This window comes from Pedobacter sp. TM02 (genome assembly GCF_059705275.1).
The window spans coordinates 1,805,744-1,830,681 of the sequence record NZ_AP046530.1 but is presented as its reverse complement, the minus strand read 5'-3'; the positions used below and the strand labels follow the sequence as shown (position 1 = coordinate 1,830,681).

21 protein-coding genes are annotated in these 24,938 nt (G+C 43.7%); 8 read left to right on the top strand and 13 right to left on the bottom strand.

Going from position 1 to position 24,938, the window contains the following annotated elements; all coding sequences use genetic code 11:
* Positions 1-19: 19 nt before the first annotated feature.
* The 4 genes from AC6H1S_RS07735 to AC6H1S_RS07720 all read right to left on the bottom strand — a co-directional run bounded on the left by AC6H1S_RS07735 (position 20) and on the right by AC6H1S_RS07720 (position 7,378).
* Positions 20-886 (bottom strand): helix-turn-helix transcriptional regulator, encoded by an 867-nt coding sequence (locus AC6H1S_RS07735; RefSeq protein ID WP_199141250.1) that lies wholly within the window; start codon positions 884-886, stop codon positions 20-22.
* 460 nt (positions 887-1,346) lie between these two features.
* A complete protein-coding gene (locus AC6H1S_RS07730; RefSeq protein WP_199141249.1) occupies positions 1,347-2,261 on the bottom strand; it encodes a metallophosphoesterase family protein in 915 nt (304 codons plus the stop codon).
* A gap of 33 nt (positions 2,262-2,294) precedes the next feature.
* On the bottom strand, positions 2,295-4,088 hold the full coding sequence (locus tag AC6H1S_RS07725; protein WP_497565764.1) for a RagB/SusD family nutrient uptake outer membrane protein: 1,794 nt from the start codon (positions 4,086-4,088) through the stop codon (positions 2,295-2,297).
* An 86-nt stretch (positions 4,089-4,174) separates the two neighbouring features.
* Positions 4,175-7,378, bottom strand: coding sequence for a SusC/RagA family TonB-linked outer membrane protein (locus AC6H1S_RS07720; protein WP_497565763.1), 3,204 nt, complete (start codon positions 7,376-7,378; stop codon positions 4,175-4,177).
* A 359-nt stretch (positions 7,379-7,737) separates the two neighbouring features.
* Here AC6H1S_RS07720 and AC6H1S_RS07715 point away from each other — a divergent pair, with 359 nt between their 5' ends.
* The gene (locus AC6H1S_RS07715) at positions 7,738-8,334 is read left to right on the top strand and encodes a TetR family transcriptional regulator (RefSeq protein WP_497565762.1); all 597 of its coding nucleotides are present in this window, start codon (positions 7,738-7,740) and stop codon (positions 8,332-8,334) included.
* On the opposite strand, the gene AC6H1S_RS07710 is transcribed toward AC6H1S_RS07715, so the two are convergent.
* Both AC6H1S_RS07710 and AC6H1S_RS07705 read right to left on the bottom strand, forming a co-directional pair.
* The gene (locus AC6H1S_RS07710; RefSeq protein WP_199141242.1) at positions 8,324-8,593 is read right to left on the bottom strand and encodes a CBU_0592 family membrane protein; all 270 of its coding nucleotides are present in this window, start codon (positions 8,591-8,593) and stop codon (positions 8,324-8,326) included. The two genes, AC6H1S_RS07715 and AC6H1S_RS07710, sit on opposite strands and share 11 nt — an antisense overlap.
* 416 nt (positions 8,594-9,009) lie before the next feature.
* On the bottom strand, positions 9,010-12,876 hold the full coding sequence (locus tag AC6H1S_RS07705; RefSeq protein WP_497565761.1) for a TIM-barrel domain-containing protein: 3,867 nt from the start codon (positions 12,874-12,876) through the stop codon (positions 9,010-9,012).
* Positions 12,877-13,193: 317 nt separating this feature from the next.
* On the opposite strand from AC6H1S_RS07705, the gene AC6H1S_RS07700 reads away from it, so the two are divergent.
* The 6 genes from AC6H1S_RS07700 (at position 13,194) to AC6H1S_RS07675 (ending at position 19,562) form a co-directional block, all read left to right on the top strand.
* The gene (locus AC6H1S_RS07700; RefSeq protein WP_497565760.1) at positions 13,194-13,733 is read left to right on the top strand and encodes a hypothetical protein; all 540 of its coding nucleotides are present in this window, start codon (positions 13,194-13,196) and stop codon (positions 13,731-13,733) included.
* A gap of 7 nt (positions 13,734-13,740) precedes the next feature.
* Positions 13,741-14,313, top strand: a complete 573-nt coding sequence (locus tag AC6H1S_RS07695; protein WP_497565759.1) for a hypothetical protein — start codon at positions 13,741-13,743, stop codon at positions 14,311-14,313.
* A 14-nt stretch (positions 14,314-14,327) separates the two neighbouring features.
* Positions 14,328-14,699, top strand: a complete 372-nt coding sequence (locus tag AC6H1S_RS07690; RefSeq protein ID WP_497565758.1) for a hypothetical protein — start codon at positions 14,328-14,330, stop codon at positions 14,697-14,699.
* 15 nt (positions 14,700-14,714) lie between these two features.
* Complete coding sequence (locus tag AC6H1S_RS07685; protein ID WP_199141237.1) at positions 14,715-16,499, top strand: outer membrane protein assembly factor BamB family protein; 1,785 nt, start codon at positions 14,715-14,717, stop codon at positions 16,497-16,499.
* Positions 16,500-16,602: 103 nt separating this feature from the next.
* On the top strand, positions 16,603-17,265 hold the full coding sequence (locus tag AC6H1S_RS07680; RefSeq protein WP_199141236.1) for a response regulator transcription factor: 663 nt from the start codon (positions 16,603-16,605) through the stop codon (positions 17,263-17,265).
* 23 nt (positions 17,266-17,288) lie between these two features.
* Positions 17,289-19,562, top strand: a complete 2,274-nt coding sequence (locus tag AC6H1S_RS07675; RefSeq protein ID WP_497565757.1) for a tetratricopeptide repeat-containing sensor histidine kinase — start codon at positions 17,289-17,291, stop codon at positions 19,560-19,562.
* A 25-nt stretch (positions 19,563-19,587) separates the two neighbouring features.
* On the opposite strand, the gene AC6H1S_RS07670 is transcribed toward AC6H1S_RS07675, so the two are convergent.
* Positions 19,588-19,998, bottom strand: a complete 411-nt coding sequence (locus AC6H1S_RS07670) for a winged helix-turn-helix transcriptional regulator (RefSeq protein ID WP_497565756.1) — start codon at positions 19,996-19,998, stop codon at positions 19,588-19,590.
* Between the two features lie 79 nt (positions 19,999-20,077).
* Between AC6H1S_RS07670 and AC6H1S_RS07665 the strand changes: the two genes are divergently transcribed.
* Positions 20,078-20,425 carry a bleomycin resistance protein gene (locus tag AC6H1S_RS07665; RefSeq protein WP_497565755.1) on the top strand — a complete coding sequence of 116 codons (348 nt, stop codon included), beginning with the start codon at positions 20,078-20,080 and terminating at the stop codon, positions 20,423-20,425.
* Between the two features lie 48 nt (positions 20,426-20,473).
* Here AC6H1S_RS07665 and AC6H1S_RS07660 read toward each other — a convergent pair whose 3' ends face one another.
* From AC6H1S_RS07660 to AC6H1S_RS07635, 6 genes are all read right to left on the bottom strand, one after another.
* Positions 20,474-20,620: a hypothetical protein gene (locus tag AC6H1S_RS07660; RefSeq protein ID WP_497565754.1), complete on the bottom strand. Its 147-nt coding sequence runs from the start codon at positions 20,618-20,620 to the stop codon at positions 20,474-20,476.
* Positions 20,621-20,625: 5 nt separating this feature from the next.
* Positions 20,626-21,054 (bottom strand): hypothetical protein, encoded by a 429-nt coding sequence (locus tag AC6H1S_RS07655; RefSeq protein WP_497565753.1) that lies wholly within the window; start codon positions 21,052-21,054, stop codon positions 20,626-20,628.
* 94 nt (positions 21,055-21,148) lie between these two features.
* Positions 21,149-21,340: a hypothetical protein gene (locus AC6H1S_RS07650; RefSeq protein ID WP_497565752.1), complete on the bottom strand. Its 192-nt coding sequence runs from the start codon at positions 21,338-21,340 to the stop codon at positions 21,149-21,151.
* Between the two features lie 170 nt (positions 21,341-21,510).
* On the bottom strand, positions 21,511-21,756 hold the full coding sequence (locus AC6H1S_RS07645; protein WP_497565751.1) for a heavy-metal-associated domain-containing protein: 246 nt from the start codon (positions 21,754-21,756) through the stop codon (positions 21,511-21,513).
* A gap of 78 nt (positions 21,757-21,834) precedes the next feature.
* Positions 21,835-24,252, bottom strand: a complete 2,418-nt coding sequence (locus tag AC6H1S_RS07640) for a heavy metal translocating P-type ATPase (RefSeq protein WP_497565750.1) — start codon at positions 24,250-24,252, stop codon at positions 21,835-21,837.
* 127 nt (positions 24,253-24,379) lie between these two features.
* Positions 24,380-24,919 carry a helix-turn-helix domain-containing protein gene (locus AC6H1S_RS07635; RefSeq protein ID WP_497565749.1) on the bottom strand — a complete coding sequence of 180 codons (540 nt, stop codon included), beginning with the start codon at positions 24,917-24,919 and terminating at the stop codon, positions 24,380-24,382.
* Between the last annotated feature and the right edge of the window lie 19 nt (positions 24,920-24,938).

Here is a 24,938-nt window from a genome sequence, read left to right as displayed (position 1 = left end):
AAATTACAAAGGATTTTAACTAACTGTTTACGGTTCTGAGATAGCTTCTCAGGTCTTGATTTTTAGAAAGTGACATCTTTTTCTTCAAGCGGTACTTGTGTGTACGTACGCTTTCCTGGTTAATGCCCAACAGGTTTCTGATGTCGTCGTTGGTCATGTTCATTTTCAGGTAGCAGCAGTATTTGAGGTCGATGGTGGTTAACGAAGGATATTGCTGTGCCAAAGTGAGCAAAAAGCTCGGGTCGGTTTGTTCAAAATACAGCTTAAAATCATCCCATAGCTTTTTATTGCCTGCCGATTGCTTGATGGTATTTACAATGGCGGTCAGCTCGGCCCTGGTGGCGTCGTTTACCTGCGGGTATAGTTCGGCAATACGTTCTTTAACCTTGGCCAGCACTTCAACTTTCTGATCGAGCTCAAGTACATATCTGCTCAAGCTGCTATCGTTTTCATACCTCTCAACAATTTTTTCGGTTGCAACAGCAATTTCCTGCGATATGGGCAAAGTGGGTTGGTTAAGCAAAAATACAGAATTGATGCGGCTGGCCAGGTAGGACTCATTGGCAATGTGCTCCTTGGCAAAAGCAAATACAATCCTTCTTTCATTCCAAACCAAGGTTTGGGCCTCTGCCTGCGAAACGAGGCAGATTACCGGAATATTCAAAGGTCTTAAAAAAACTTCCAAGTCATTCAATACAGGTTGGTTATCCCTAAAACACAAAACAATCAAGTTTGGTTCCATGGCTTCAGCAATCCGCAGCAGGTCGGCAGTACGGGTGGCCGAAACCACACTATGGGCAAAAGTGCTGCCCTTAGTGCCGTTAAGCACCAACGCCAGGTTCGCTGTATCATCACAGCCAATCAAGATTAATTTTTCGCTGCTCATTCTAATACCTGTTGAAAAATTCAATGTGTATTGATGAAATGCCTATGGCGCCAAGAAAAGGTGTGATTTAATAGATCTAAAATGGCTGGCTTAGGCTTTCAGAAAGAAAACAAATACAATTGCTTATCTTAATGGAGCAATGCGTTTAAGGTGAGGCTTTTTGGCGTAAATAAATGTTCATGAGAGCGTTGTACTTAGTTAAGGATGAAAACTTCAATAGTCATTAAAAACAATTTGGGCTTGCCAACACTATCCTATTGCAAATAAGCATAGGCAAGAAGGACCGGAATAGAGAGGAAAAATCTACGATTGCGATACTAATGAAGCTAATTTAATTAATTTAACTACCGATTGTAGCGATGTAAAAAATTAGAGCATTTGCAAAGACCTTCTTACAGCAAAGAGCCTCCGTTTTTGGAGGCTCTTCGACATTAAAGTAGATAAAAGTGCTTAGATACGCTTAAAATGAATGGGGGATATATTCATTTTCTACACTCCCATCATCATACAGTTTAAGCAGGGCATAACCCGGCGGGGTTTCCAAATAATAGCCTTTTCCGGCCGATTCGGCATCACCTTTGCCCCACCAAAAACCGCTCATGGCTCCATTGCAGCAATAAAGCACTTCGTTATAACTCGTATGGTCAGCCAAGTGGTTATGGCCACTCAGGCAAATGCGAACCTTGTCTTTATGTTTATAGAAAAGGTCTTTTAGTTTTTTACAATCCGAATGGCCACCGCCAACCAATACCTGCGTAGTGCCCAAAATCGGATAATGGCACATCAGCAATACTGGCGTACGGGCGGGCAGGCTTTCCAGTTCGTTTTGCAGCCACTTAAACTGCTCTTCGTCTAAAGAAATTTGGCTGTTGTTGCCATCTAAGATGATGAAATGCCAGTTCTTCTTTTTAAAGCTGTAATAACGATTCGGAATTTTCAGGCGTTTAACTGCGTAATCCTTCCCATACATGGCATCGGTTTTTGCTGGCGCCTTCCACCACATATCATGGTTGCCCAGGCAACTGAAAACCTCATATTTCGCAATGGTTTTGATGCACTGATCCCATAGGGCCCACTGCTCAATTACCTGCTCTCTTATTACGCTATCATAAGAGGCATCATTGATAGAATCTCCCCCATTCAAAAAGAAATCGGGCTTATGATTGTCTATGATATGTTGCAGGCATTTGGTAAATCGTTCGGGTGCCTCATCACCTTTTCTAATGTGTACATCGGTAATATGAGCTACTTGAAGCGCTACTTTCTTGTTTTTGCTTTTATTCTGCGGTTCTACAAATGCCTGCGTACCTTCCGTTAAGGCCGCGCCTGTGGCAAGGCCAGCGACTTTAAGCAATGTTCTTCTGGATATTTTCATAAGTGTTTTTAGCCTACTATTTTTTAAAAGCGGTTACCAACCAAAAATTTGTTTGAGGTTTGGATTGAGTACGACATCCTGATTAGGGATTGGGCGATAGTAATATTTGGACTCTACAAAATTACGGGTAACCGATTCGGTAACAATTGCGCCACCTGATGTGCCATTTTTAAGAAATACGGTTGCATCAGAGCCAATGGTTCCTGTACGGTAGTAAATGAGCTTGACGCCTAGAGCATTCACTTCCTTTTGAGACTCTCCCGGAATGGTCTGCGAACGGTCTATCAAGATAACATCTTCTATTCCGTCTCCGGTGAGGTCATATTTACCTAAACCAGCAAAATACATACCCTCTGGGCTTTTCGCCAGCAATTGGCCCGCCTTCCAACGCATCAAATCATCGTAGCGGGTATTTTCGAAAGCAAATTCTACCCTGCGTTCGCGTCTAATCTCTAAAATAACGCCTTTGTTGGTTGCAATATTAGGATATTGAAGTACCATTACCGGATCGGGGTTGGCATTGGCCTGTGCCAAATTCAAATCTGGCAATCCGGCCCTCTTTCTCAACAAATTAACAGACTTGTCTAACTGAGCCTGGGTTAGCGTGCCCAATTCGGCTTGGGCTTCTGCATAGGCCAACAAAATTTCGGCATAACGGTATACCGGAAAATCGACGCCATTTAACGTGTTGTTGTCTGTACTGTTTACATAGCCTTTCAATTGGTGGTAACCGGTAAAGTTTTTATTCAGGCGTTGGATATAAGGTGAAGGATTAGCTGCACTGATCCACCCCGGATATACCAGGGTTTGCGCCATGCGCGGGTCTCTGTTTTCGAATTCCTTTACAAAACCCAGTTTGTCGTAATTGGCAATGTCTGTAAATCGGCTACCGTCTTTCATTAAATAGCTTTGTACCAAGTCTCTTGCAGGGGCCTGTTCATAATCGCCAAAAACCGTACTGTTTACATTTTGCCCCTTGTTTTTTGCCAGGTCGAAAACATTGGTCAATATCACTTCCGGATTGGTGGTTAAATCCTGGCTCGAGAAAAGCGCCCCATAATCTGAAGCTGGTTTTCCGGTATTGTAAATGGAAAACTTGCCCGATGTCATGACCTCGTCGGCGATCTTGGCGGCTGTTTGCAAAAAGGTGCTTGCCGTGGCCTGAAGGTTAAGCTCGTCGTGATATTTACGATAAGTGCCTTCATAAAGGGCTGCACGGGCATATAAGGTAGCCACCGCCCATTTGCCAGGCGTGCCAACGGGTACTTTCTCCCTGACGTTTTTATAGGCGAAATCCAAATCAGCCATTATACTGTCTACAATCAAGGTTCTGGGATCGCGGGCTTTGTACAAATCTTTGTCGTCCGGACTTAAGGTTTTCGAGTACCAGGGCACATCCGAAAAACGCTTTACCTTGGCCAGATAAAACTCTGCCCGGTAATAACGGGCCAAACCTATGTAATGCCTTTTAACATCTGAAGATACAGCCGCCTTATTATAATTTTCTAAAAAATAATTGATGTCGCGAAGCCGGGTCCAGCTCCAGCCTCCGGTTATATTTTGCGAATTGGCATTGCCCAGCATTACATTCTTGACTTCTACTGATGCTGTCGTAGCCACGTTGTCGCTGCTCTGATCGTTCAAATAGCTATTTCGGTCTGGCAATGCTAAAAGTCCATTTACATAAAGAGCCAGGTCTTCTTCGGTATTGAAGAAAAGATTTGGCGAGATGGAGGTTTGCGGAAACCTATCCAATTCGCTCTTTTTACAGGCACCCACCAAAAGCATTAAGGCTGCAAAAAGGATATATATCGTATTTTTTTTCATCTTATTAGGGTTTTGGGGTAGCGATGAAACGCTTATGAGGTTTAGGCTGCAAAAGCCTAGCTGTTTCACCCCTACAGGTTAAGTGATTAGAAATCTAGGTTCAAGCCAAATGCATATTTTCTCTGGTACGGATAGGCCCAAGCACTCGAACTTTGGTTAATGGCTTCTGGATCTACATATTTTTTGATAGACGAGAATTCGTAAACATTATCCAGCGAAGCAAAAAACCTTAGGCGGCTGGCCCTGATGCGGCGGCTCAGCTTCGCTGGCAAGGTATAACCCAGCGTGATGTTCTTGATGCGCAGGTAAGCACCATTTAACAGGTATTTGCTTTGCGGAATATCTAAACCCGCACCATAGTTTGCATCGGCCAACCACGACTGTAATACCGGATAATAGGCATTCGGATTGGCATCGGCCAAGCCAGCAGCCAGGTAAGATGCAGAATGTTTTGCCCTTTGGGCCGGAGAATCGGCAGTTGCCCTATAAAAATCCAAGTTCCAAGGATAAACATTGGCATAAGGTTGCTGATAAGGCCCCCAAAACAAGTAGTGGTGCGGATAAAAATCGCGTTTCAATACACCTTGCAAAAAGATGCCCAAATCAAATCCATTCCAATCCATGTTCAAATTGGCACCAATGCTATAGCGATCGGCACTATTGCCAATGATCTTCAGGTCTTTGGGATTATTGGCGCTTAAGCCACGCTCTATTTTGCCATTGCCATCTAAATCTTTGTATTTTGGCCAGCCCGGTACTACAGACAAGGCTCCCCAAGGCACAATGGCACTTTGATCAAGCGCTTTGATTTCGGCTGCATTCTGAAAGAAGCCATCATTCTCCAGTCCCCAGATCTCGCCAATATTTTGGCCCACTCGGTATGAAGAGAATAGGTTTTGTTCGTTTTTAAATTTGGTGATTTTAGACTTCGAATCGGCCAAGAATACTTTTGCGGAGAAATTGAATGGCTGGCTACCCAAATCGAACTTGTCTCTGTAGGTAACCGATAGCTCCCAGCCTTTTGTTCGTAAATCGGCTGCATTTTGCGAAGGCACGGTAGTGCCAAGCACGGCAGGCAACTCCTGTCCGTTGGTCAACATGCCCTTGGTATCGCGGCTATAGTAATCGAATGTCAACAAAAACTTATTGTTGAACAAACCGATATCTGTACCCATGTTTAGGGTTGATACACGCTCCCAAGTATAATTGTTCGGGTCGATAAGCAATTTTGGCGAGCCTGTAATTACTTGACGTTGCGTGCCGTCAATCAAATAGCTCGAAGTGCCTGTTGGCAGGGTTTGAATATAGGCAAAATCGCCTACATTCTGGTTGCCCAGGTCACCATAAGAGGTGCGTAGCTTAAAGGTAGAAAGTACGGGTTCCAAAGGCTTCAAAAAGTCTTCAGAACTGGCTATCCAGGCGAACGACCCCGATGGAAAAAAGCCCCAACGGCTTTTAGAAGGAAATCTCGACGAACCATCGTAGCGACCTGTTCCTTCTAAAATGTAACGGTCTTTGAAGGTATAGTTAAGCCTCCCAAAAACGCTTTGTGTGGCATAAGCACTATAGGTGGCCCCAATTTTTGCCTCGCCAGAGGTTAAGCCCAAATAAGGCAATGAAGACGAAAGCAACAAGTCGCGTTGGGCATTTACCGTCGAATAATTATAGTCTTCGCTGTTAAAGCCCACCATGGCACTCAAGGCATGGTCGCCAAGCGTTTTTCTGTAGGTGGCATACAAATTATAGGCGTTATTATAAAGGTAGCCGTTGTTTTCGCTCACAAAGCCATTGCCACCTTCCTCTCTGATATCTTTTGGCCCATAGCCTATTTTGTATTTTTTAGAGTCGTTATGGTATTTCCATAGCTCCCTTTTAAAAGATGCATCCGCGTTTACGGTTAAATCGCCCTTTAAAAAAGTAGCGGTTGCACTGGCAATGTTCTGAAAGCCAAACATGTTTTGCAGGTTATTGCCACCATCTACCAGCTTGGCGGCCAACCTGCCGGCATCGGTATTGGCCCAAGTTCCGTCAGGATTTACGGCTACATCGGTAGGTTTAAGGTAATATAAATCGGTAAGGCTGGTATTAGGCAAGGCCCGTTTGGTTTCGTAAATACTCAAATTGTTGTCCAACTTTAACCAGCTTAAAGGTGCAAAGCCCAATCTCGACCTCAAGGTATAGCGGTCCCAATAATCAGGAGCCAGTTTGTTCAAGCCGTTGTCTCTTCCATAATCGGCAGAAAGGTAATAGGTTAAAGGCTTATCGTTTAGGCTTGCCCCGCCCGAAAACGACAACGTATGGTTTTGCGATATGCTCGAATTGTTGAAAAAATAACCGTACCAATCGTTGCTGCCCATGTAGGCCCATTTGGTGGGGTCGGCCGGGTCTAGCCTGGTATCGGGAATAGAAGGATTATCGGAGCGTTCTCTTGCCCATTTATAATATTCGTCAGAAAAGTTCACATAATCCCATGGTGTATTATCGGTAGAGGTTTCCAGCACCCTCGAAAAGATATAAGGGTCGGTTACTGGTTTTGGCAATACCGTAGGTTTTCCCCACGATACAAATGCGTTATAACTGATGCTCTGCCTACCTGCTACGCCTTGTTTGGTGGTAACGAGAATAACCCCAAAGGCCGCCCTGGCTCCGTAAATAGCGGCTGAAGCCGCATCGCGAAGCACGGTAAATGATGAAATGTCTGATGGATTTAAGCGCAACAGGTCGTCATAGCTAGTTGCCGGAATACCATCGATAACCACCAATGGCGAGCCCCCGTTAATCGATGTATAGCCCCTGATGTTAACCGCCGGAATTGAACCCGGAGCACCGCCGCCATAACGGATGTTAAGCCCTGGACTTAAGCCCTGTAGCCCTTGCAATACGTTGACCGCAGGTCTTGACTCGAGCTCCTTGCCCGAAATCTGGTCTATTGCACCGGCAATATTGATTTTTTTCTTGGTGCCAAAACCAACTACCACTACTTCATCTAATTTACCGTGGTCGGGTTCTAAGACAATGTTGAGTTGAGTTTTGCCATTGAGGTCAATCGCTACTTGTTTGTAGCCAATGTAAGTAAAAATCAAAACTGCATTTGAGGGTACGTCGTTCAAAATATATTTTCCGTTGCTATCGGTGGCTGTATGCTGGCTACTGCCTTTTACACTAATGTTGACAGACGGTATGGGGCCTTTGGTTTCGGCATCGGTCACCTCCCCTTTCAAGACGATACGTTGCGCGAAGCCGTTTAATGCAAAGAGCATCAGGCAAATCATAAGTAATTTGTTCTTCATAGTCAATTTGTTTGTTAAGTTTTAAAGTTCTAGTTGCTAAGCCGAGTAAAGACTGGGCAAATCTCTCCTCTGAATATTACCTTCAAGTTAAATCTAAATAAATAAATTGAACATTCATTCAATTTATATTTAATTAAATACTAACACTCAACACACAGTATTTCATATCTTTAAGCGCTACCAATCAACCTAAAAAAACTTGCTTAAAACAGACTAGAACGATTATCTACAAACTAAAAAGAGAGATAACTCTGTAAATAAAAACAGGATGTGCTTGCAAAAAAATAGAACAACTTAACAAATGTGAAAAATTCGCAACACCAGATTTTTAAGCTAAATTGCATTTTGAACTAAAAAAAATGGGAAGAAAAAGCCTAAAAGAAATCAGGCAGCTAGAAATTATAAAGATGTTTTATAAGGTTGCCAAAAAGGAAGGCTACGAAAATACATCTATTGCGAAAATTGCTAAGGTAATGGATATCAATCCAAGCTTGATTATCCATTATTTTGAAACCAAGGAAGACCTCACCTATGCCTTGATCGACTATATTTTAGACCGGTACCTACTGATTTACAGTATCAAAAGCAAAGACGGCATTACCAAGGAAGATTTGAAACAAACCATCGAACTCCTGTTTTCGAAGAAATGGAATACACTATTTGATGACGGGTTATTCTATACTTTTTATGCCTTGGCCTTCAGGGAAAAAAAAATCAAGGCGAAATACAAAACCATCCTCGATTCGTTGCGGCTAGCCTTGGCCGATATGATCAGCCAATGCAACGCGAGGCAAGAAATACAGGTGCCAGCGCCAAAAATAACGGCCGATTTTATTTTCGTGATCCTGGACGGTGCTTATTTCTACCTCTCTATGGAAACAGATAAAAATGCCTATGCCTTAAGGCTTGAAAGCTATAAGCAAAAAGCTTTTGAGCTATTGGGAATTACCGCTTAGTTTTTTTGGACGCCTGCTGGTTTTTGAGCCAGCGCCTCAAGGCATATAGTCCAATAAACATCCATAACAAATTGGCAACGGCATTAGGCAGGTCATTGCTGTGAAGGGCAATGGTTACCAAACATAGCGCCCCCAATATATTGAACAATTGGAAACTTACCGATTCGGCTTGGATAATACCCATACTCAACAGCAGATAGCCTATGGTGCAAAGTACTACGCCGAGCCAGCCAATACTTGTAAAAATGATTTCCTGCATGGTTTAAACTAATGCCGCAAAATTAGCATAAATACATGAATTGCCATTGCTTATGTCTTCAACAACCGTATCATGGCTTTATTGTCCAACTCTTTTACCAAATCTATGGCCCTTAAACCGCTATGATTGTAAGAATTGGCACTTGCACCTTTTAGCCGCAATAGCTTGACCAATAAAGGCTAAATGGCCTTTCATTGTGGCCAGCATCATTGCCGTAAAGCCTTTTTCGTTTTTAACATCCAAGTTGCTGTCGCCTTTGGTCAATTCATGCAACAAGTAATTCTCTTTCCAGTTCCATAACTGCCTGTTAACTGTGCCACAACAAGCCAAGCCATCAAGAGTTTAAAAAATATGGTCCATAAAAACCACAAGGCCTCCAAAAAATTTGGAGGCCTTGTGGTGATCGGCTATAAAAACTAGAATTTAACCGTATTCAGTTTTTGATCAACCAATACGCCATCAAGTGCTTTCAACTCAAATTTTACCTTGCGTTTGGCTTTGAGTTTCAGGATAAACAAATCCGCGCTACCATTTAGGCTTTCCTTGTTGCCCACATTTACAAAGGTTGGATACAGCACCTTTTCGCCGTTGGTATGCAGGCGATCGTTGGTTAAATTATCCATCTGCTTGGTATTGAGGCTTTGTACGCCTACAAACTCATAATCCTGTGCATTGTATGGCAAAGCAAAGCTAAGGGCATTTACCGATTTAAGATCTACCCCTTTAACTTTGACCTCAACGATTTCGTCTTTGTTGTAGCTTGGCTTATTGCTGGTTAATAGAAGTTTACCTGCTACTTTGTCTAGCTTGCTATCGGCCACGCCACCTTCAAGTTGCGTAGCGACTACCGAGATGTCGTAAGCATCGATCAAACTGTTCTTATCGATATCGCCATTGCTGATGTAGCCTTCAAAATCGGCATCCCCTTTTCTCAAGCCCGTGTAGTTGATGTAAGAAGTCAGGTCGTTTTTATCGATCAAACGGTCGTTGTTGATATCGCCAGGCAAATAGCTTTCGGTACCAGGCACTTTAAACACATAAAGTTCTCGGCCCGAGCCAAAGCCCCCAACGCCATCGGTCACGGCTATTTTGATGTAACGCGCGGATGGATGGCCCGCAAAATTGAACACCTTCAAATCGCCCACGTTTTTCCATTCAAAATCGCCTGCTGCTGTCCAGTTCTCTTTGTTGGTGCTGTAAAAGACCTTGCCTTTCAGCAATATGCCGTTTCCTCTGCCCGTACGTGGCAGGTAATGGAATTTTTCAAGCTGGTTAATCGATTTCAGGTCGATAATCATATCGAAAGGAACAGCCTTAGCACCCCATTTGGTGTGCCACATGTTACCTTCGTCAAAGTCGAACAATTTATCGATGCCTTCCCCATCCTGATTTTCGGCAGTGGTTTCGGCTACTATGCCCTTAATGGCAAACTCTAACGGATTGGTTTTGGTTTTGGCACTCAAGGTGGTCCATTCAGAAGCCCCATCTTTATTTACAGCCCTTAACTTAAAGGTATAAGCGGTTTCTGGCACCAAGCCATCAAACAAGAAAGTAGTGTCTTTGATATGCGTATAGTGCATATCATTAAAGTCTATCTCGTAAAAATCGGCACCTGTTACAGGCTTCCATGAAGGCTGTAAGGTATAAGCTTCTCTATTTTGCTCGCTCACCTGAGCATTGTTTGGCGCGTTGAGCTTGCCCGAAGATACCAGCTGTTGATTGGCTGGTTCGAAACTAAAACCTTCAACGCTTAGTTCAATTGCGTTTGCTGTGATATCGGTAGCGGCCAGTTTAACCAGCAGTTGCGGGTTCTTAGCCATCACCACTTTTTCAAATTCGCTTCCCTTGGTGGCAAAACGGTTCAGGTTTGGCTGTGCGTCATAAAAATACACGTTATCTTGTTTCAGGAAATCTTCCATCGAACGTGCTTCGGTAAGCCTTAGCTTGCTGTTTCCAACTTTAGCCATCAGCTTTTTGGGCTTAGCTGTAACGTTAATTTTAAATTCAGTGGCTTTCTCCTTCACAAAACCATCAAAACTGCCTTGTGTCGGGTGGATGGTAACAGTTACCTTGTTGTTTTTGTCGAGTTCGGTTTCGATCAGGCTCGAAGTACCTTTGCCCAGTTTGTAGGCTTCTGTAGCGCCATCGTCATCATATTCGGTAAACGAACTCTTGCCAAAAGGATAGAGTTCGTAAATACGCAGGTTTTTGTTAATGCCTGCAACGTTATTGTTTGGGTTGGCCATCGGAATAATGGCTCCGTTTTTTACAAATACGGGCAGTTTCCAGATTGGTGCGTCAAAGCTGTTCAAAATGCAGTTGCCGGTATATTTTTCACCGGTAAAATAATCGATCCAAACACCTGCTGGCAAATAAATACCATGACGAACGTCATTGCCTTTATCGTCTGATTTGGTAGCCTGATAAATCGGTGCCACCAAAAAATAAGGGCCGTACATAAACTGGTATTGTGTTGCCGAACCCTTGGTGTAGGCATTAGGATAATCGAGAAACATGGCCCTCATGATCGGCATACCTGTTAATGCCTCTTTGGCAATGCTGTAGGTATAGGGAATCAACTCCGACTTCAACTTCAGGTAGTTACGGTTGATAGAAGCCACAGGCTCGCCCAGTGCATGTGGATATTTCTCATTAGCGCCCCAGCCATCCATGTTCAATTCCATCGGGGTAAACGTTTTCCATTGGAAGTCTCTGGTATTCACAATTGGGTTTTTGCCACCAAAAATACCATCCATATCCGAGGTAATATTAGGCTGTCCAGACAAGCCCGAACCCAAATAGGTTGGTATATGGAAACGGATGTATTCCCAAACGCCCCCGGTTTGGTCGCCAGACCATACGCCCGCATAACGTTGCGTACCTGCCCAGCCATCAAGCGAAATGATAAAAGGCCTGCTGTTATTGCCGTAATAAGGCATGATCTGCCCTACATCGGCCACGCCGTTTAAACCAAACGAATAGCCCGCACCTACCCAAGCTACATCTGTTTTCAACACGCGAACTCCGGCATCCCTCACCTCTTTAATAATATCCCTTTGTAAAAGCGCGCTGATTGTTGATTTCGGGTGAAGGTCCGACTGTGTCCATAGGCCAATCTCTACGCCGTTTTTACGGGCATAGTCGCCCAGGTTTTTGAGGTTTTGAATATTGCCGTCCAACGTTTCCGTTTGTCCGTAGCCGGCACCATAGCCATCGTTAGGCAATATCCAACCCAAAGGCATATCGTTGTTTTTATAGCGGTCTATAACCCCGCGGGCCGAAAACTGGTAGTTGTTCTTTTCGCCATTCAGTGATTCTTTGATGCCTCCGTTGTCTTTTTGGCTTTCTTTGTAGCGTTTGCCATCTTCAAACAAGATGCCTTTTTCGTCTTCTTTCCAAAAGTCGCGGTTGTAGGCATTCAAGTGGCCTTGGTAAAAGCCGAATTTTGGCAAAAGCACCGGATTGCCGGTCAATTGATAAAAATCATTTAAAAGCGCTACGGCACCGTCATCTACCATTAAAAATACATCCAGGTAATCGGTATCGTGGGCTATTTTAACCTGTCCTTTTTCCTTGGCGCCAAAATCGTACCTTCCTTTTTTAAAAGTATGCCATAGCAAGGCATAGCCGTTGGTAGACCAATAATATGGCGTTGGTGAGGCTACGCCACCATCTGTCCAGCTGTTTTGGTTTTCAATGGCAATGGCTTTGCTTTTATGCGAAAAACGGCCGTTTTGTACCCCGCCACCATAAAAATACTCTTGGGCACCTTCTTTAAGCGCAAGCGTAACTTTCCCTTTTTCGAAATTGATAGGCGCCGATTGCTCTAGGGCAACTGCTTGGGTAGCCTGATTAATCACCTTAAAAAGACCTGTACTTTTGGCTATTTGAATGGTAATTTTTGCTGTAGAGATGATGATCTGTCCATTCTGATCGCTAAGCTTAAGTCCTGCAATCGGTCTGCGCGGGTTTTCGACCAAAATTTTAGCTTCGGGTTTAGCTTCCGGATCCCTGAGGAAGCCATCATTATTGTCTTGAAAAAGCCTAAAAATGCTTTCGCCATAAAAATCGAAGGTTAGGCGCTGCTGGTCGGCAAGCAACAATTCGATGGTCGTAGGGTTGAGCTGTCTTGCACTAACTACCTGTGTTTTTTGGGCAGGTTGTTGCTTTACCAAGTTAGCTGGCGTAATTGCCGAAACGGATAAGGAGCCAATCAGCAAAGGAAAGGCAAGTGCGAGCAGGGCTACGCTTTTGGGCTTGGTTTGCCCAACGATTTTTGTCATAGTCAATAAATTTTTCATAGATAGGAACCAATCGCTGCATAAAGCAGGTATTGAGGTGCCTAATATAGGCATTATGGAAAAAAAATTAACTTATAGATTATAAAGAATATATGACAAAAGGAAATTAGCTCAGGTACTGCCTTCCAAAACGCAACTTATATCGCTGCTTTTCTTCAAAAAACATCCAAGCTGGAACGTGGGGTTTACGAAATAGGTATTTATACCCATAGTTTATGGTATTCGACCCTATTGTACACGGTAACAGCATTTTAGAAATTTGATTTAAAATTATTAACCACTTTTTAAATCCAATTTTTATGAAAAATTATTTCTACTTGATGATGGCTGTATCCATGCTATTTTTTGGAGCCTGCAAAAAAAATACAGACAGCCCTGAAGAACCTGCAACTACCGGTGGCTCGGCAACCTTAACTGCAAACAATTATGGCGTAGACGGCACTGCATCGGGCAAATTCAGTTCTACTAAGGCGGGCATTACCCAAACTACCGTAGCGGGTATTACCACTTTTGCCATTTCGGCCATTAAAGATGGCAGCAACGAATCCATCAATATCATCGTGCCTCGAAAAATTACCACAACTGGTAAGATTACTTTCGTTTACAACGACTCGAGTAACGGCGGCATTACCTTTTCAAAAGATTATACCAAACCTGCCGATGGCGCATTGAACTATAAAACCGATGCCTACAACAATACCACCAAAGGTGGCGGCGAATTGAACATCACCAAGCTCGATGGCAGCAAAATAGAAGGCACTTTTTACTTTGTAGCCATCAATGCCAACGGCAAGGAAGCATGGGCCGAAAATGGAGCATTTAGCGGGACCATTAAATAAGAAAGCCATGAAAAAGACCTTATTACTCATTTGCTTGCTAAGCTTGGGCCTGTTTGCCTGCAAAAAGAGCACCGAAGAACCTGCTCCAGAAACCCCGAAAACAGAAGAACCCACTACTTCTGGAACGCCTACCGAAGGCAACATTCAAATTGTTGACAACGCCAACAATACGGCTAAATACGACGATAAAACCATAACCGTCAAATCTTTTACCATCGAAAAGGTATTGCCTACCATTACCAATGGCTATGCGCAAGTGACGATCCAATCGATAGAAAAAGACGGCATTTTTAACAAGTATGGCATCGGCATCAATATGCTTTCGGGCTTGCCGGCTGTAGGCGTTAAAACCAATGTCGTTGCAGGAACAACCCCCATTATCGGGATCAATATTTTCCAAGACGGCACCATTTACTCGTACTCTGCCATGAACGGCACCTTTACCGTAGATGCCAATGACGGCCATAACGCCACAATGACGGTGAGCGACATAGACATAAAGCAAAGCTATACACAAGGTTTCGACGCAGCCAATAAACGCTTCAAGCTCAAGTCTTTTAAAATCAAATTCGCCTACTGATTTTGCCTGAAACCATGTTGCGTTTATTCCTGGTCTTGTTAGGCCTTGGTTCAAATTTAAGTGGCCTGCCTGGACAAACGCCAAAGCCACAAACCGAAAGCGAGGTACAACAGGTAGTTGCCAAGACCATTAACGGACTTCTGGCCAAGCCATCGTTCAAAAACAAGTTGCAAAGAAAATTCCCGGGCTTTCAGGGCCAGGTTACTATCGATCTGGGCATCAACTACAAGGGCAAAGCGGTTTCTTTCTATGTCGTGGCACAAGAGATGGCACCAACGGATTTCATCGACTTTTTGTCAAACCAGATTCTCGCCTGCCACTTCCCAATCAAATTAGACAAACACCAACTGATTAAAATCCGGCACACCTTACGGATTGAAAACTAAGCAAATTATTTCTCCATGAAAAAGCTCACTTTACTTTTACTCTTGGCCCTTTTGGGGCTCCAATCGCATGCCCAGTTCGGCAAACTCAAAGAAAAACTAGGCGGTTTGGTTGGCGGTGGCAAAGCCGGAAAAAAAACGGGCAACTTTAACACCGTATGGGAATCAGAATTTTCGAATAAGGCCAGTCGCTTGGCCATGACCAACGAAAACGGCACCTACATTTTGGGAACAGACGACAATTCTGCCACCGTACTGAATGCCGATGGCAAAGAAATTTGGAGTGGCGATTACAAAAAAATCACCACCAATAAAACCAATTCCTGCGAATTTCAATATTTCATCCACGACGAAAATGGGGGCTATTTGTTCCTCTTCGACCGCAAATCGCTCGGCAAAGACCGTATTGCAGTCATAGATGTAGCTTCGGGCAAAGAACTCTGGAATTCTGAAAACTACCAGAACCTTTTGCCTAAAGACGCCAATGAAGATACCGAAATCGAAACTGTTAAATACTTATCGGAACTCGATGCCTTTTTGATTACGCAAAAAGACGCATTGAATTTGGTAAAGGCTAAAACCGGTGAAAAAGTATGGGAAACCAAACGCTTTACCGGATCAGTAGGCAAATACCGCTATGACAAAGCAAGCAACACCATCGTCATGTTCAACTACAAGCCAACTTTACTGGCCGCCTTGTTTTCGGGCTTTAAAAACCAACTGGTAAAAATTGATGCCAGCAATGGCGAAATCCTTTGGGAAAACGAATTTAGGGGCACGGTAGAAAAGGAATTGGTAACCAGAAAAGCTGTGGCAGACCTTGAGGTTAGAGGCAACCGTATTTACTTTTGGCTAGACGGTCTGCAAACCTACGACATGGCAAGCGGAAAAAAGCTTTGGGAGGTAACCTACGAAAACGATATGCGCAAAAGCGGAAATGCCTTGTTTGGCGGCAGCCAAAAAGCTATTTATCGCACGCTTGCCGATCCGATATTTACAGATGATGCCGTATACCTGGTTGTTTTTGGCGGCGCCAACAAAACCAAATATGTAGAAAAGCACGACTTGCAAAGTGGCAAGCTGATTTGGCAATCGGAAAAGATTACGGGTGCGCTTTCCATGCCCAACATCTATAAAACCGGCAACAGAATCATGGTACAAGTGGGTGGCAAAGTACAGGTACAGGAAATCAAACACCGCAGGACTTCTTCAGGGCTTGAAATAGAATACAATGTGTATTACGACTATATGGCGCAAAAAAACGGCATCCTTTCTTTAGATGACGCCACTGGCCAAACCGTATGGCGTTCCGAGCGTTTCGACAAAAGGATTACCGACATGATCATCGACCACGACAAAACCGTTTTTGTAGGCGATGGGGATGAGTTTTACGCCTACGACATCGTAACCGGCAAACAACTCTTTGATGTAAAGCACAATGATGCCAAAGTGGGTAAGGCTACCGATGTAATCGATTTTGGCGACAATGTGGTGGTACTTTCTGAAAGGGGTTTGGCTAGCTATAAAAAAGCCGACGGCAACAGAAACTACGCAACCGAGAAAATATCCGGCGTTGACTATTTCTACCATTTGGGCGACAATTATTTTCTTCGCGACCAAAAGAACGCTAAAAACATCATTTACGGGGTCGACTTGAGCAATGGCGACATCAAAGGCAGCGTAAGCTCCAAAGGCAAAGGCGGAAGTCCAGTTTATGGGGCTGGCATCGATATTACTGCCGATGGCGAATACATCTTTGCCTTTAAGGGGAAAAAATTAGAAAAGATCAAAGTAAACAACTAAAACAACATGGCCGGAAATTAGATTTTCCGGCTTTTTGTTCTATTTTAGATTGTCCTTGCACGTCCCTTTGCCAAGACATGAACGCTACAATTAACCTTTCTACATGAATTCTACCAATCCCAGCCTGAATATTTTAATTGCCGACGACCACCAAATGGTGATAGATGGCTTAAAAAGCATGTTGCAACATAAACCCGAATACGTAATTGCCGGGGAAGCGAATAACGGCCAAGCAGCTTTCGAACTGATTGTTGCCAACCCCCAACAGTACAACATACTCATTACCGATATCAGCATGCCACTGCTTAGCGGAACCGAGCTCTGCAAAATGGTCAAAAACCAGTTCCAGCATATCCAGGTGCTTATTTTGTCGATGTACAACAATACACAGGCCGTGAAAGAGGCTGTTAATGCCGAAGCAGATGGCTATATTTTAAAAAACAGTGGCCAAAACGAACTCCTGCAGGCCCTGCACCGCATTGCCAACGACGGCACTTATTTCTCGCAGGATATAGTGCCCATTATCTACAACCAATACCAGAAACAAAAAAGCCAGGAGGAACAATTGAAACAGCTCAGTACCCGCGAAAAAGAGATTTTGATGCTGATTACCAACGAACATACCAGCGAAGAAATAGCCGACAAACTGTTCATCAGCAAAAAAACAGTAGACAACCACCGGCAGCATCTCTTAGAAAAATGCAACTGCCGCAGCACGGTAGGTTTGGTTAAGTATGCCATTAAGAATGGGCTTATCAATTTTTAATTCATTGTTCGAAAATACAAGTTATGCCAGGGCATTCAACCTTCATCTCATTTTGCCATAAACTTCTGTTTACAGCATGCCTTTGCTTAGGTTTTTCAATCGCCAGGGCCCAGCAGGAAAGCGATATTGCCAAACTCAACGACAAACTGGCCAAAGCAAAAACCGACATCGAAAAAATAGATGCGCTAACCGAACTGGGCAATGCCTACGCTTATGGCAATAACGATTCGCTAAAAGTTTGGCACTATGCCGATTTGCTGATGACGATGGCCAACAAGGCCGACAATCATATGGGCAGAGGTACCTCCTGCTATTTAAAAGGCATTTATTTCTTGCGAAAAAGACAATTTAACCGAGCGATCGGTCTCTTTCAGCAATCGGCGGTTCATTCGCGCTTGGCCAAACATACCATGAACCATGGCAATGCCTATTTTGCCATAGCCCAATGTTATGGCTACTTGGGACAGCCTGAAAACGCTATCGAGGCCTACAAACAGGCAAGAGATATTTATGCCACACAGGCCAAACTGGCGCAGCTCCTCATCAATACCGACCTTATTCTCTATCGGCTAAACGAAGCCAGAAACAACTACGACGCTTCCCTAACTTACCTGTTCGATGCACTCAAAACCAGCGAAGCGATGCCTAGTAAGTATCGTTATACCGAAATACTCATAGACTTGGGCAATAGCTATTGGCGACTTAAACAATATGAAAAGGCTAAAAGCCATTATCAAATGGTTATAGCTTATGCGCAGCAAACCAAAAACAATATCGAAATCGGAAATGGCTATGCGGGCCTGGGCTTGGTTTACCTGGATGAAGCCAATTATCCGGAGGCGAAAAAATTTACCGAAAAAGCCCTTGAAATACTGCGCAACTATCCTTTGGAAAGCGCCAGGCTCAATACCGTTTATAACAATCTGGGGGGTATTAACCTAAGGCTTGGCCATTATGAAGAAGCCATTGTTTACCTCAAAAAATCGTTGGATTATACCGAAAAAACCAAAGACGTATCTGCCACCATCGTATCGCAGGCCAATATTGGTTATGCCTATGCGCAATTGAAAAAATTTGAGGAAGCCGATAAGTGGTTCGAACTGGTAAAAAAGGCAAACCTCAGCGCCGCCTACCCTTATGCCTTAAGCAATCTGTATGCGCATTTGGCCAACCTGGATTCGCTGAAAGGCGATTTTAAAAATGCCCTTGACCACAAAAACCTTTATTACACCTATGATCAGAAAGATGCCAACCTCAAGGTAAGCCAACAGCTTAATCAATTGAACGCCTTGTATGAAACCGAGAAGAAAGAAGCACAGATTACCCTACTTAACAAAGAAAAGAGCATAGACCTGCTCAAACTCAGTAACCAGACGCTGCAATTAGCCAAAAAAGAACAGGCCCTGCAAATCAACCAGCTCGAAATCAACAGTCAGCACCAACAACTCATCAGCCAAACGCTCAGCGCCAAGGAAAAGGAGCAAGACATCAAATACCTGAAAAAACAAAACCAGATCCAGCACTTGGAACTGCGCAACAAAGCCCTGCAAATTAAGCAGCGCAACCTGATTCTCATTGGCCTTTTGCTTTTATTTACCGTTTTGGCTTTGTTAGGGTTTTCGGTATACAAACGCCACAAAATCAAATTGCAGAACGAAATTTACCAACAACAGGAACTAGCCACCAAAGCCCTTTTTGAAGGCGAGCAACAGGAGCGAATCCGTATTGCGCGCGACCTTCACGATAGCATTGGACAAATGTTATCGGTAGTAAAAATGAACCTTTCCAACCTGCAGCACCAACAGCCCGAAAATGCGGTTGCCGACCGTACGTCGCAATTGGTAGACCACGCCATAGACGAAGTGAGGCATATCTCACACAACCTGATACCCGAAGAGCTTAATTTTGGGCTTTTCAATGCCATTGAAGAACTTTGCGATAAAATCAGTGCCGGCGGTACCCTAACCACCTTAAAAGTACCCAACCACATCAAAAACTACCCTTTTAGCAAACAGAACGAACTCAGCATTTACCGCATTGTGCAAGAGGTGCTCCATAACATGGTTAAACATGCCCAAGCCACCAAAATAGAAATCGATGTAGTGGATAAGGTACAAAGTTTTAGCATTGCAATCAGGGATAATGGTCAGGGCTTCGACCCTAAAAGCCTCAAGCAATCTAAAGGCATAGGCTGGAAAAACATTTCGGCCAGGGTAAACCTGCTCAATGGCAGGTTGCGAATACATTCAGAAAGGCTGAGTGGTACGCAAATAGAAATTACACTACCCTCAAGTTAAGACGAACGAAGAATCGGCACCTTACCTATTGCTTTCTCGCGGCCGCCATTAATTGCCCGATCATGGCTTCCTTATTCCTTTTCAGTGCTTCACCATAAGACCTGGCGGCCTCATCAATAGGCAAATGCGCATTAGACCATAAAATCAGCTCTACCAAAACAGGCAAAAGATCAATACCCTTATCGGTTAAACGGTAAAATATCTTGGCCTTGCTTTCCGGATGCTCTTCCCTAGCCAAAATGCCCGTTGTTTCGAGCAACGATAGCCGATCGGCCAAAACATTGGTAGCTATTCTCTCCTTGGATCTTAAAAACTCGTTGTAGGTATTTTTGCCGTTCATCAAAATATCGCGCACAATAAGCAACGACCATTTGTCGCCAATGATATCCAAGACTGAACTAAGGGGGCAACCCGATCTTACCTTAAGTGGCTTCATTGTTCAAAGCTAGCAAATTAACTTGCAAATAACAAGTTGATTTATTAGCTTTGGTTCTAGACAATTAAACCCGGAAAATATGCTTACTGCAATCAATCCCAAGCTACCCATGCGCGACAAGGCCGTTACCAAAGATTTCTACTTGAACAAATTAGGTTTTCAGCAATTTGGGGGCGACTACGATGGCTACCTGATGGTAGAAAAAGACAATATCCAAATTCATTTTTTCGAATTTAAGGCACTGGATCCCAAAGAAAACTATGGACAAGTGTATATCCGTACCAACGATATTGGCAACCAATTCCAGTTAGCCAAGGCACAGCATGTGAATAGCACCGAACTGGAGCACAAACCTTGGATGCAACGCGAATTTTCGATACTCGATCCCGACAACAACCTGCTTACTTTTGGACAGGAGGTTTTTTAAAGAAGTCCATCGGCCAAACAACGGCTCAACTTACATGCCTTTACGGCATTATTTTGTATTGGCTTTTATCAACAAGGCCATGAGATCCTTGTCTAGGTCTAGCCAATACTTAAATCTTGCATCGATAACCTGCAGGGCAGCGGCATTATCTTTATAAAATTCCTTCAGGTCGGCTCTGAATTTGTTGTTCAACATGTTTTTTAAAAACAAAAAAGCTTGGTCTGGTTTTTCGAAGGTATAAAATACTTGCTTAGTCGAAAATGTGCCACCGGCAGTTTGGATGCCATACATATAAAGGCTTGATTGAGGACCTGTATAAATGGGCGATAGGAACTTTTTTTACCGTCTTTAATAGGTTTCGATACAAAAGCATATTGCTTGCCATCGGCAAAAAAGCCATAGCCATGTATATCAGCAGGCAGGAATTTGATGGTACCTTTTGCATCATCGACTACTTCAACTTCCTCATTAAAATCATTTGTTTTTTGGCCAAAAAAACCTTTTTTAACTTTGATTTGGGCTTTAACCGTATCATTGTTTTGGGTAATGTAATAACCTGGCAAGGCTGATTGCGCCTTGGCATCACCAATGATGAGCAAAAAGACAAATGCCATAAAGAATAGTTTCATTTTCAGAGCTTAATTTCGTTTTGAAATCTGGATATAAATCTATCCTTTTCGGAGGAGAAAAAACGGCTATTTTACTGTTAGAAAATTGTTTTCTTTATTTCTCAGCTCGGTTTCTATAGTTTTTAACCAGTACATAAACCGAGAAGGCAAAGGTAATGGCATAAATAACAGCTAACCCCGTATGTTCGAACTGGAGATTTTCGAAGTCGAATTGCTTCCATAATGTACATCCCAAAATAATGGCAATAACGCCAAAAATAAATGACGATGCTTTTTTCTTTTCCATGTTTTTAACGTTTTACGGCATACAATTCTTTTAAGCCTACCCTTATCTTAGGCCTATGCACTAGGTCAAAAATAGTTTTTCATTTGTTCAATTGCAACGGCGTTCTCACTAAAATCCGTTCAAAATCAAAAGGGATGGCAGCTACCCCATCCCTAGTATCCGATTTTTTCCTAGTGGCTGCAGCAGCCGCCCAACGTAGTGGATGTTTTGTTATGATCGTTGCCTACCTTATAACCGGCTTTTTCAATCGCCGCTATCAATTCTTCTTTAACCTCGTCGCTATCAACAGTTGCAACAAGTTCTCCGTTGGTGAGTTTTTCTACTTTTAATCCGTCGATGTCTTTAATGGCGGCTCCCACCCTCGATTGGCAGTGTGCACTTTGCATATCGGGTATGCTTAATTTTACATTTTCCATGTTATTTTTGGTGATTTAGGTTTCCAGCACAAAGCTGTTTATTAAGTTATTTTTAGGGTTTCAAGATTTATCCTGTATCTATTTTTTCCATTTCAGGCGCAAGCTGTTGCCTACTACGCTTACGCTGCTTAGTGCCATCGCTGCACCAGCAATCATCGGATTAAGCAAGAAGCCATTGATCGGATAAAGAATGCCCGCCGCTATCGGAATACCGATAAGGTTATAGATAAATGCCCAAAACAGGTTTTGCTTTATCGTAGCCACTGTTTGTTTAGATAAAGTGATGGCTTGCGGTATTTTGGTCAGATCAGATGAAATAATGGTCATTTTGGCTACATCCATGGCAATATCGCTCCCTTTGCCCATAGCTATGCTCACATCGGCTGTTGCCAATGCGGTGCTGTCGTTGATACCGTCGCCCACCATAGCTACTACTTTGCCTTGCTGTTGCAGTTCTTTCACAAAATCGGCTTTGTGTTGCGGCAATACTTCGGCCTTGTAATGCCCAATGCCAGTCTGTTCGGCAATGGCTTTGGCTGTTGCTTCATTATCGCCGGTAAGCATATAAAGGGCTATGCCCATTGCTTGCAATTGCTTGATGGCAGCTACTGATGTTTCCTTGATCTTATCTGAGATGGCAATAACGGCAAGTGCTTTATTGCTGTTGGCAAACCAGATTACCGTCCTAGACTCCCGGCCCCAACCGTCGGCTTCCCGTTGCAGTTCGTCGGCGATGGAAATATGATTTTCTGTCAGTAGTTTTTTGTTGCCTACCCAATAAGTTTCGTTGTTGTAGGCGGCTCTGGCTCCTTTACCGGTAATACTATCAAATGCCGATAAAGAAACGCTTTTCGTAGCTTCTTCCAGGTGTTTAACCACCGCTTCGGCCAAAGGATGTTCTGATTGTTTTTCGATGCTGAACAGAACATCCTGGGCATATTGATCGTTGTTTAACCATTTCACAGCCGTAACCACCGGTTTTCCTTCGGTAATGGTTCCGGTTTTATCCAACACGATAGCGTTTACTTTTTTGGCCAGTTCGAGGCTTTCCGCATCTTTAATCAGGATGCCATTTTCAGCACCCTTGCCTACCCCTACCATAATGGCTGTAGGCGTAGCCAGCCCCAAGGCACACGGACAAGCAATAACCAATACCGTAACGGCAGCCAACAATCCTTGTACCAGGCCGTTATCGCCTCCTAAACTTAACCATAACATAAAGGTAAGAATGGCGATACCCATTACCACGGGTACAAAAACACCCGCAATTTTATCGACCAGCTTCTGTACAGGCGCCTTGCTGCCTTGCGCATCCTGTACCATCTTGATAATTTGAGCCAGCATAGTGTCTTTGCCTACCTTTACCGCTTTAAACCTGAAGCTGCCTTTTTGGTTAATGGTACCGGCAAACACTTTTTCGTGCTCTGCTTTCCATACGGGCACCGGCTCGCCGCTCAGCATGCTTTCGTCTACATACGAATTACCCGAAATGACCAGGCCATCGACAGCAATTTTTTCGCCGGGTTTTACCAATATTGTATCGCCGGTGGCTATGGCTTCGATTGGTGTTTGTATCTCGGTTCCGTCGGGCTGTATTACGGTAACCGTTTTAGGTTGCAAACCAATCAGTTTTTTAATCGCCGACGAGGTATTGCCTTTGGCTTTTTCTTCCAACAGTTTGCCCAGCAGAATAAAAGCTACGATAACCGCCGCCGCTTCAAAATAAACATGGGCGTGTAAGCCGCGTTGATGCCAAAAATCGGCAAAGAACATGTTGAATACACTGAAAAGATAGGCAATGCCTGTACTCAATGCCACCAGGGTATCCATATTGGCCGAACGGTGCCTGGCTTGTTTCCAAGCATTGACAAAGAAGTCTTTACCCAGCCATAACACTACCGGCGTTGCAAATGCCCACATCATTTGGTTGGCATAAGGTATATCCATCATGAACATGCCAATAATCACCGCGGGCAACGAAAGCAACACTGCCCAAAAGGTTTTGGTTTTTAGGGCCTTGAATTTCTCTTCGTGAATGGCTTCCAGGGTTTCCTGCTGCGCGCGCTCGTCTGTGACCAGCAAATCGTAGCCAATTGCCTGAACTGCCTTTTGTAATTTCAAAGCATCTGTCATGTTGGGCAGATACTCAATGCTAAGGTTGCCCGTTGCAAAATTTACAGAAGCACTCACTACGCCAGGCTGGTGTTTTGCCATGCTTTCTACGCTGCCGGCGCAAGAAGCGCAGGTCATGCCCAAAACCGGAAAAGCATGTTTAACGGTCGTAACACCATAGCCTAAATCTTTGACAGCCTTAACCGCTTCCGATACTACTTCGGCATCGTTAACTGTAATAGCCGCCCTCCGGTTATTCAATTCAACTTTGTGGGTTCGGATGCCTTTTACCTGTGCCAGTCCTTTGTCAACAATTAATGCACAGTGTTCGCTTTCTACATCTTCGAGGGGAAGAAAAACGGTTTCGTTATCGCCAGTTGCCATATATCGTATGTTTTATTTACGATACAAAATTGGCCAAAAACAGGTGTCCGAATGTTACACTATTTAGATAAAAAGTTATAACATTTACATCTTGGCTGTACGAGGCATTGGCAAGCCCATCAAATGGTTATACCTCGTCTAATGGTTTTCTTTTTTCTGCCTTAACCTGCTTGAAATGGCTCGGTGTAAGTCCGGTTACTTTTTTAAACTGGTTGCTCAGGTAGGCTACGCTCGAATAATTGAGCCGATAGGCTATTTCGCTTAACGAAAGTTCATCGTATACCAATAATTCTTTTACCTTTTCTACTTTTTGGGCAATGAGATATTTTTCGATAGTGGTGCCCGTTACCTCAGAGAACAGGTTTGATAGGTAGTTGTAATCGTGTTGCAGTTCGTCGCTTAAGATATCAGACAGATTACGCTTGGCATCGGGTTCGTGGTAGTGCACCAGCCCGATAATGATATTCTTGATCTTTTCTATCAGCTGACTTTTTTTGTCGTCAATCAGTTCAAAACCCAAGGGTGCCAAGGCCCCATTCAGCACTTTCTTCTCCGTGGCCGTCAACTCCTTTGCTAATGCAACCTCTCCCAGCCTAACGCTTTTTGCAGTTATGCCCAACTTGTCAAGCGCTTGCTGTACCACCAGGATACAGCGGCTGCAAACCATGTTTTTTATAAAAAGAGTA

Bases quoted from the DNA above. Each gene is read 5' to 3' on its own strand.
- AC6H1S_RS07685 (WP_199141237.1), top strand. From the start codon at position 14,715: ATGAAAAAGCTCACTTTACTTTTACTCTTGGCCCTTTTGGGGCTCCAA.
- AC6H1S_RS07640 (WP_497565750.1), bottom strand. From the start codon at position 24,252: ATGGCAACTGGCGATAACGAAACCGTTTTTCTTCCCCTCGAAGATGTA.
- AC6H1S_RS07715 (WP_497565762.1), top strand. From the start codon at position 7,738: ATGGGAAGAAAAAGCCTAAAAGAAATCAGGCAGCTAGAAATTATAAAG.
- AC6H1S_RS07670 (WP_497565756.1), bottom strand. From the start codon at position 19,998: ATGAAGCCACTTAAGGTAAGATCGGGTTGCCCCCTTAGTTCAGTCTTG.
- AC6H1S_RS07700 (WP_497565760.1), top strand. From the start codon at position 13,194: ATGAAAAATTATTTCTACTTGATGATGGCTGTATCCATGCTATTTTTT.
- AC6H1S_RS07645 (WP_497565751.1), bottom strand. From the start codon at position 21,756: ATGGAAAATGTAAAATTAAGCATACCCGATATGCAAAGTGCACACTGC.
- AC6H1S_RS07635 (WP_497565749.1), bottom strand. From the start codon at position 24,919: ATGGTTTGCAGCCGCTGTATCCTGGTGGTACAGCAAGCGCTTGACAAG.
- AC6H1S_RS07710 (WP_199141242.1), bottom strand. From the start codon at position 8,593: ATGCAGGAAATCATTTTTACAAGTATTGGCTGGCTCGGCGTAGTACTT.
- AC6H1S_RS07655 (WP_497565753.1), bottom strand. From the start codon at position 21,054: ATGAAACTATTCTTTATGGCATTTGTCTTTTTGCTCATCATTGGTGAT.
- AC6H1S_RS07675 (WP_497565757.1), top strand. From the start codon at position 17,289: ATGCCAGGGCATTCAACCTTCATCTCATTTTGCCATAAACTTCTGTTT.
- AC6H1S_RS07730 (WP_199141249.1), bottom strand. From the start codon at position 2,261: ATGAAAATATCCAGAAGAACATTGCTTAAAGTCGCTGGCCTTGCCACA.
- AC6H1S_RS07660 (WP_497565754.1), bottom strand. From the start codon at position 20,620: ATGTTGAACAACAAATTCAGAGCCGACCTGAAGGAATTTTATAAAGAT.
- AC6H1S_RS07725 (WP_497565764.1), bottom strand. From the start codon at position 4,088: ATGAAAAAAAATACGATATATATCCTTTTTGCAGCCTTAATGCTTTTG.
- AC6H1S_RS07720 (WP_497565763.1), bottom strand. From the start codon at position 7,378: ATGAAGAACAAATTACTTATGATTTGCCTGATGCTCTTTGCATTAAAC.
- AC6H1S_RS07735 (WP_199141250.1), bottom strand. From the start codon at position 886: ATGAGCAGCGAAAAATTAATCTTGATTGGCTGTGATGATACAGCGAAC.
- AC6H1S_RS07680 (WP_199141236.1), top strand. From the start codon at position 16,603: ATGAATTCTACCAATCCCAGCCTGAATATTTTAATTGCCGACGACCAC.
- AC6H1S_RS07695 (WP_497565759.1), top strand. From the start codon at position 13,741: ATGAAAAAGACCTTATTACTCATTTGCTTGCTAAGCTTGGGCCTGTTT.
- AC6H1S_RS07705 (WP_497565761.1), bottom strand. From the start codon at position 12,876: ATGACAAAAATCGTTGGGCAAACCAAGCCCAAAAGCGTAGCCCTGCTC.
- AC6H1S_RS07690 (WP_497565758.1), top strand. From the start codon at position 14,328: ATGTTGCGTTTATTCCTGGTCTTGTTAGGCCTTGGTTCAAATTTAAGT.
- AC6H1S_RS07650 (WP_497565752.1), bottom strand. From the start codon at position 21,340: ATGGAAAAGAAAAAAGCATCGTCATTTATTTTTGGCGTTATTGCCATT.
- AC6H1S_RS07665 (WP_497565755.1), top strand. From the start codon at position 20,078: ATGCTTACTGCAATCAATCCCAAGCTACCCATGCGCGACAAGGCCGTT.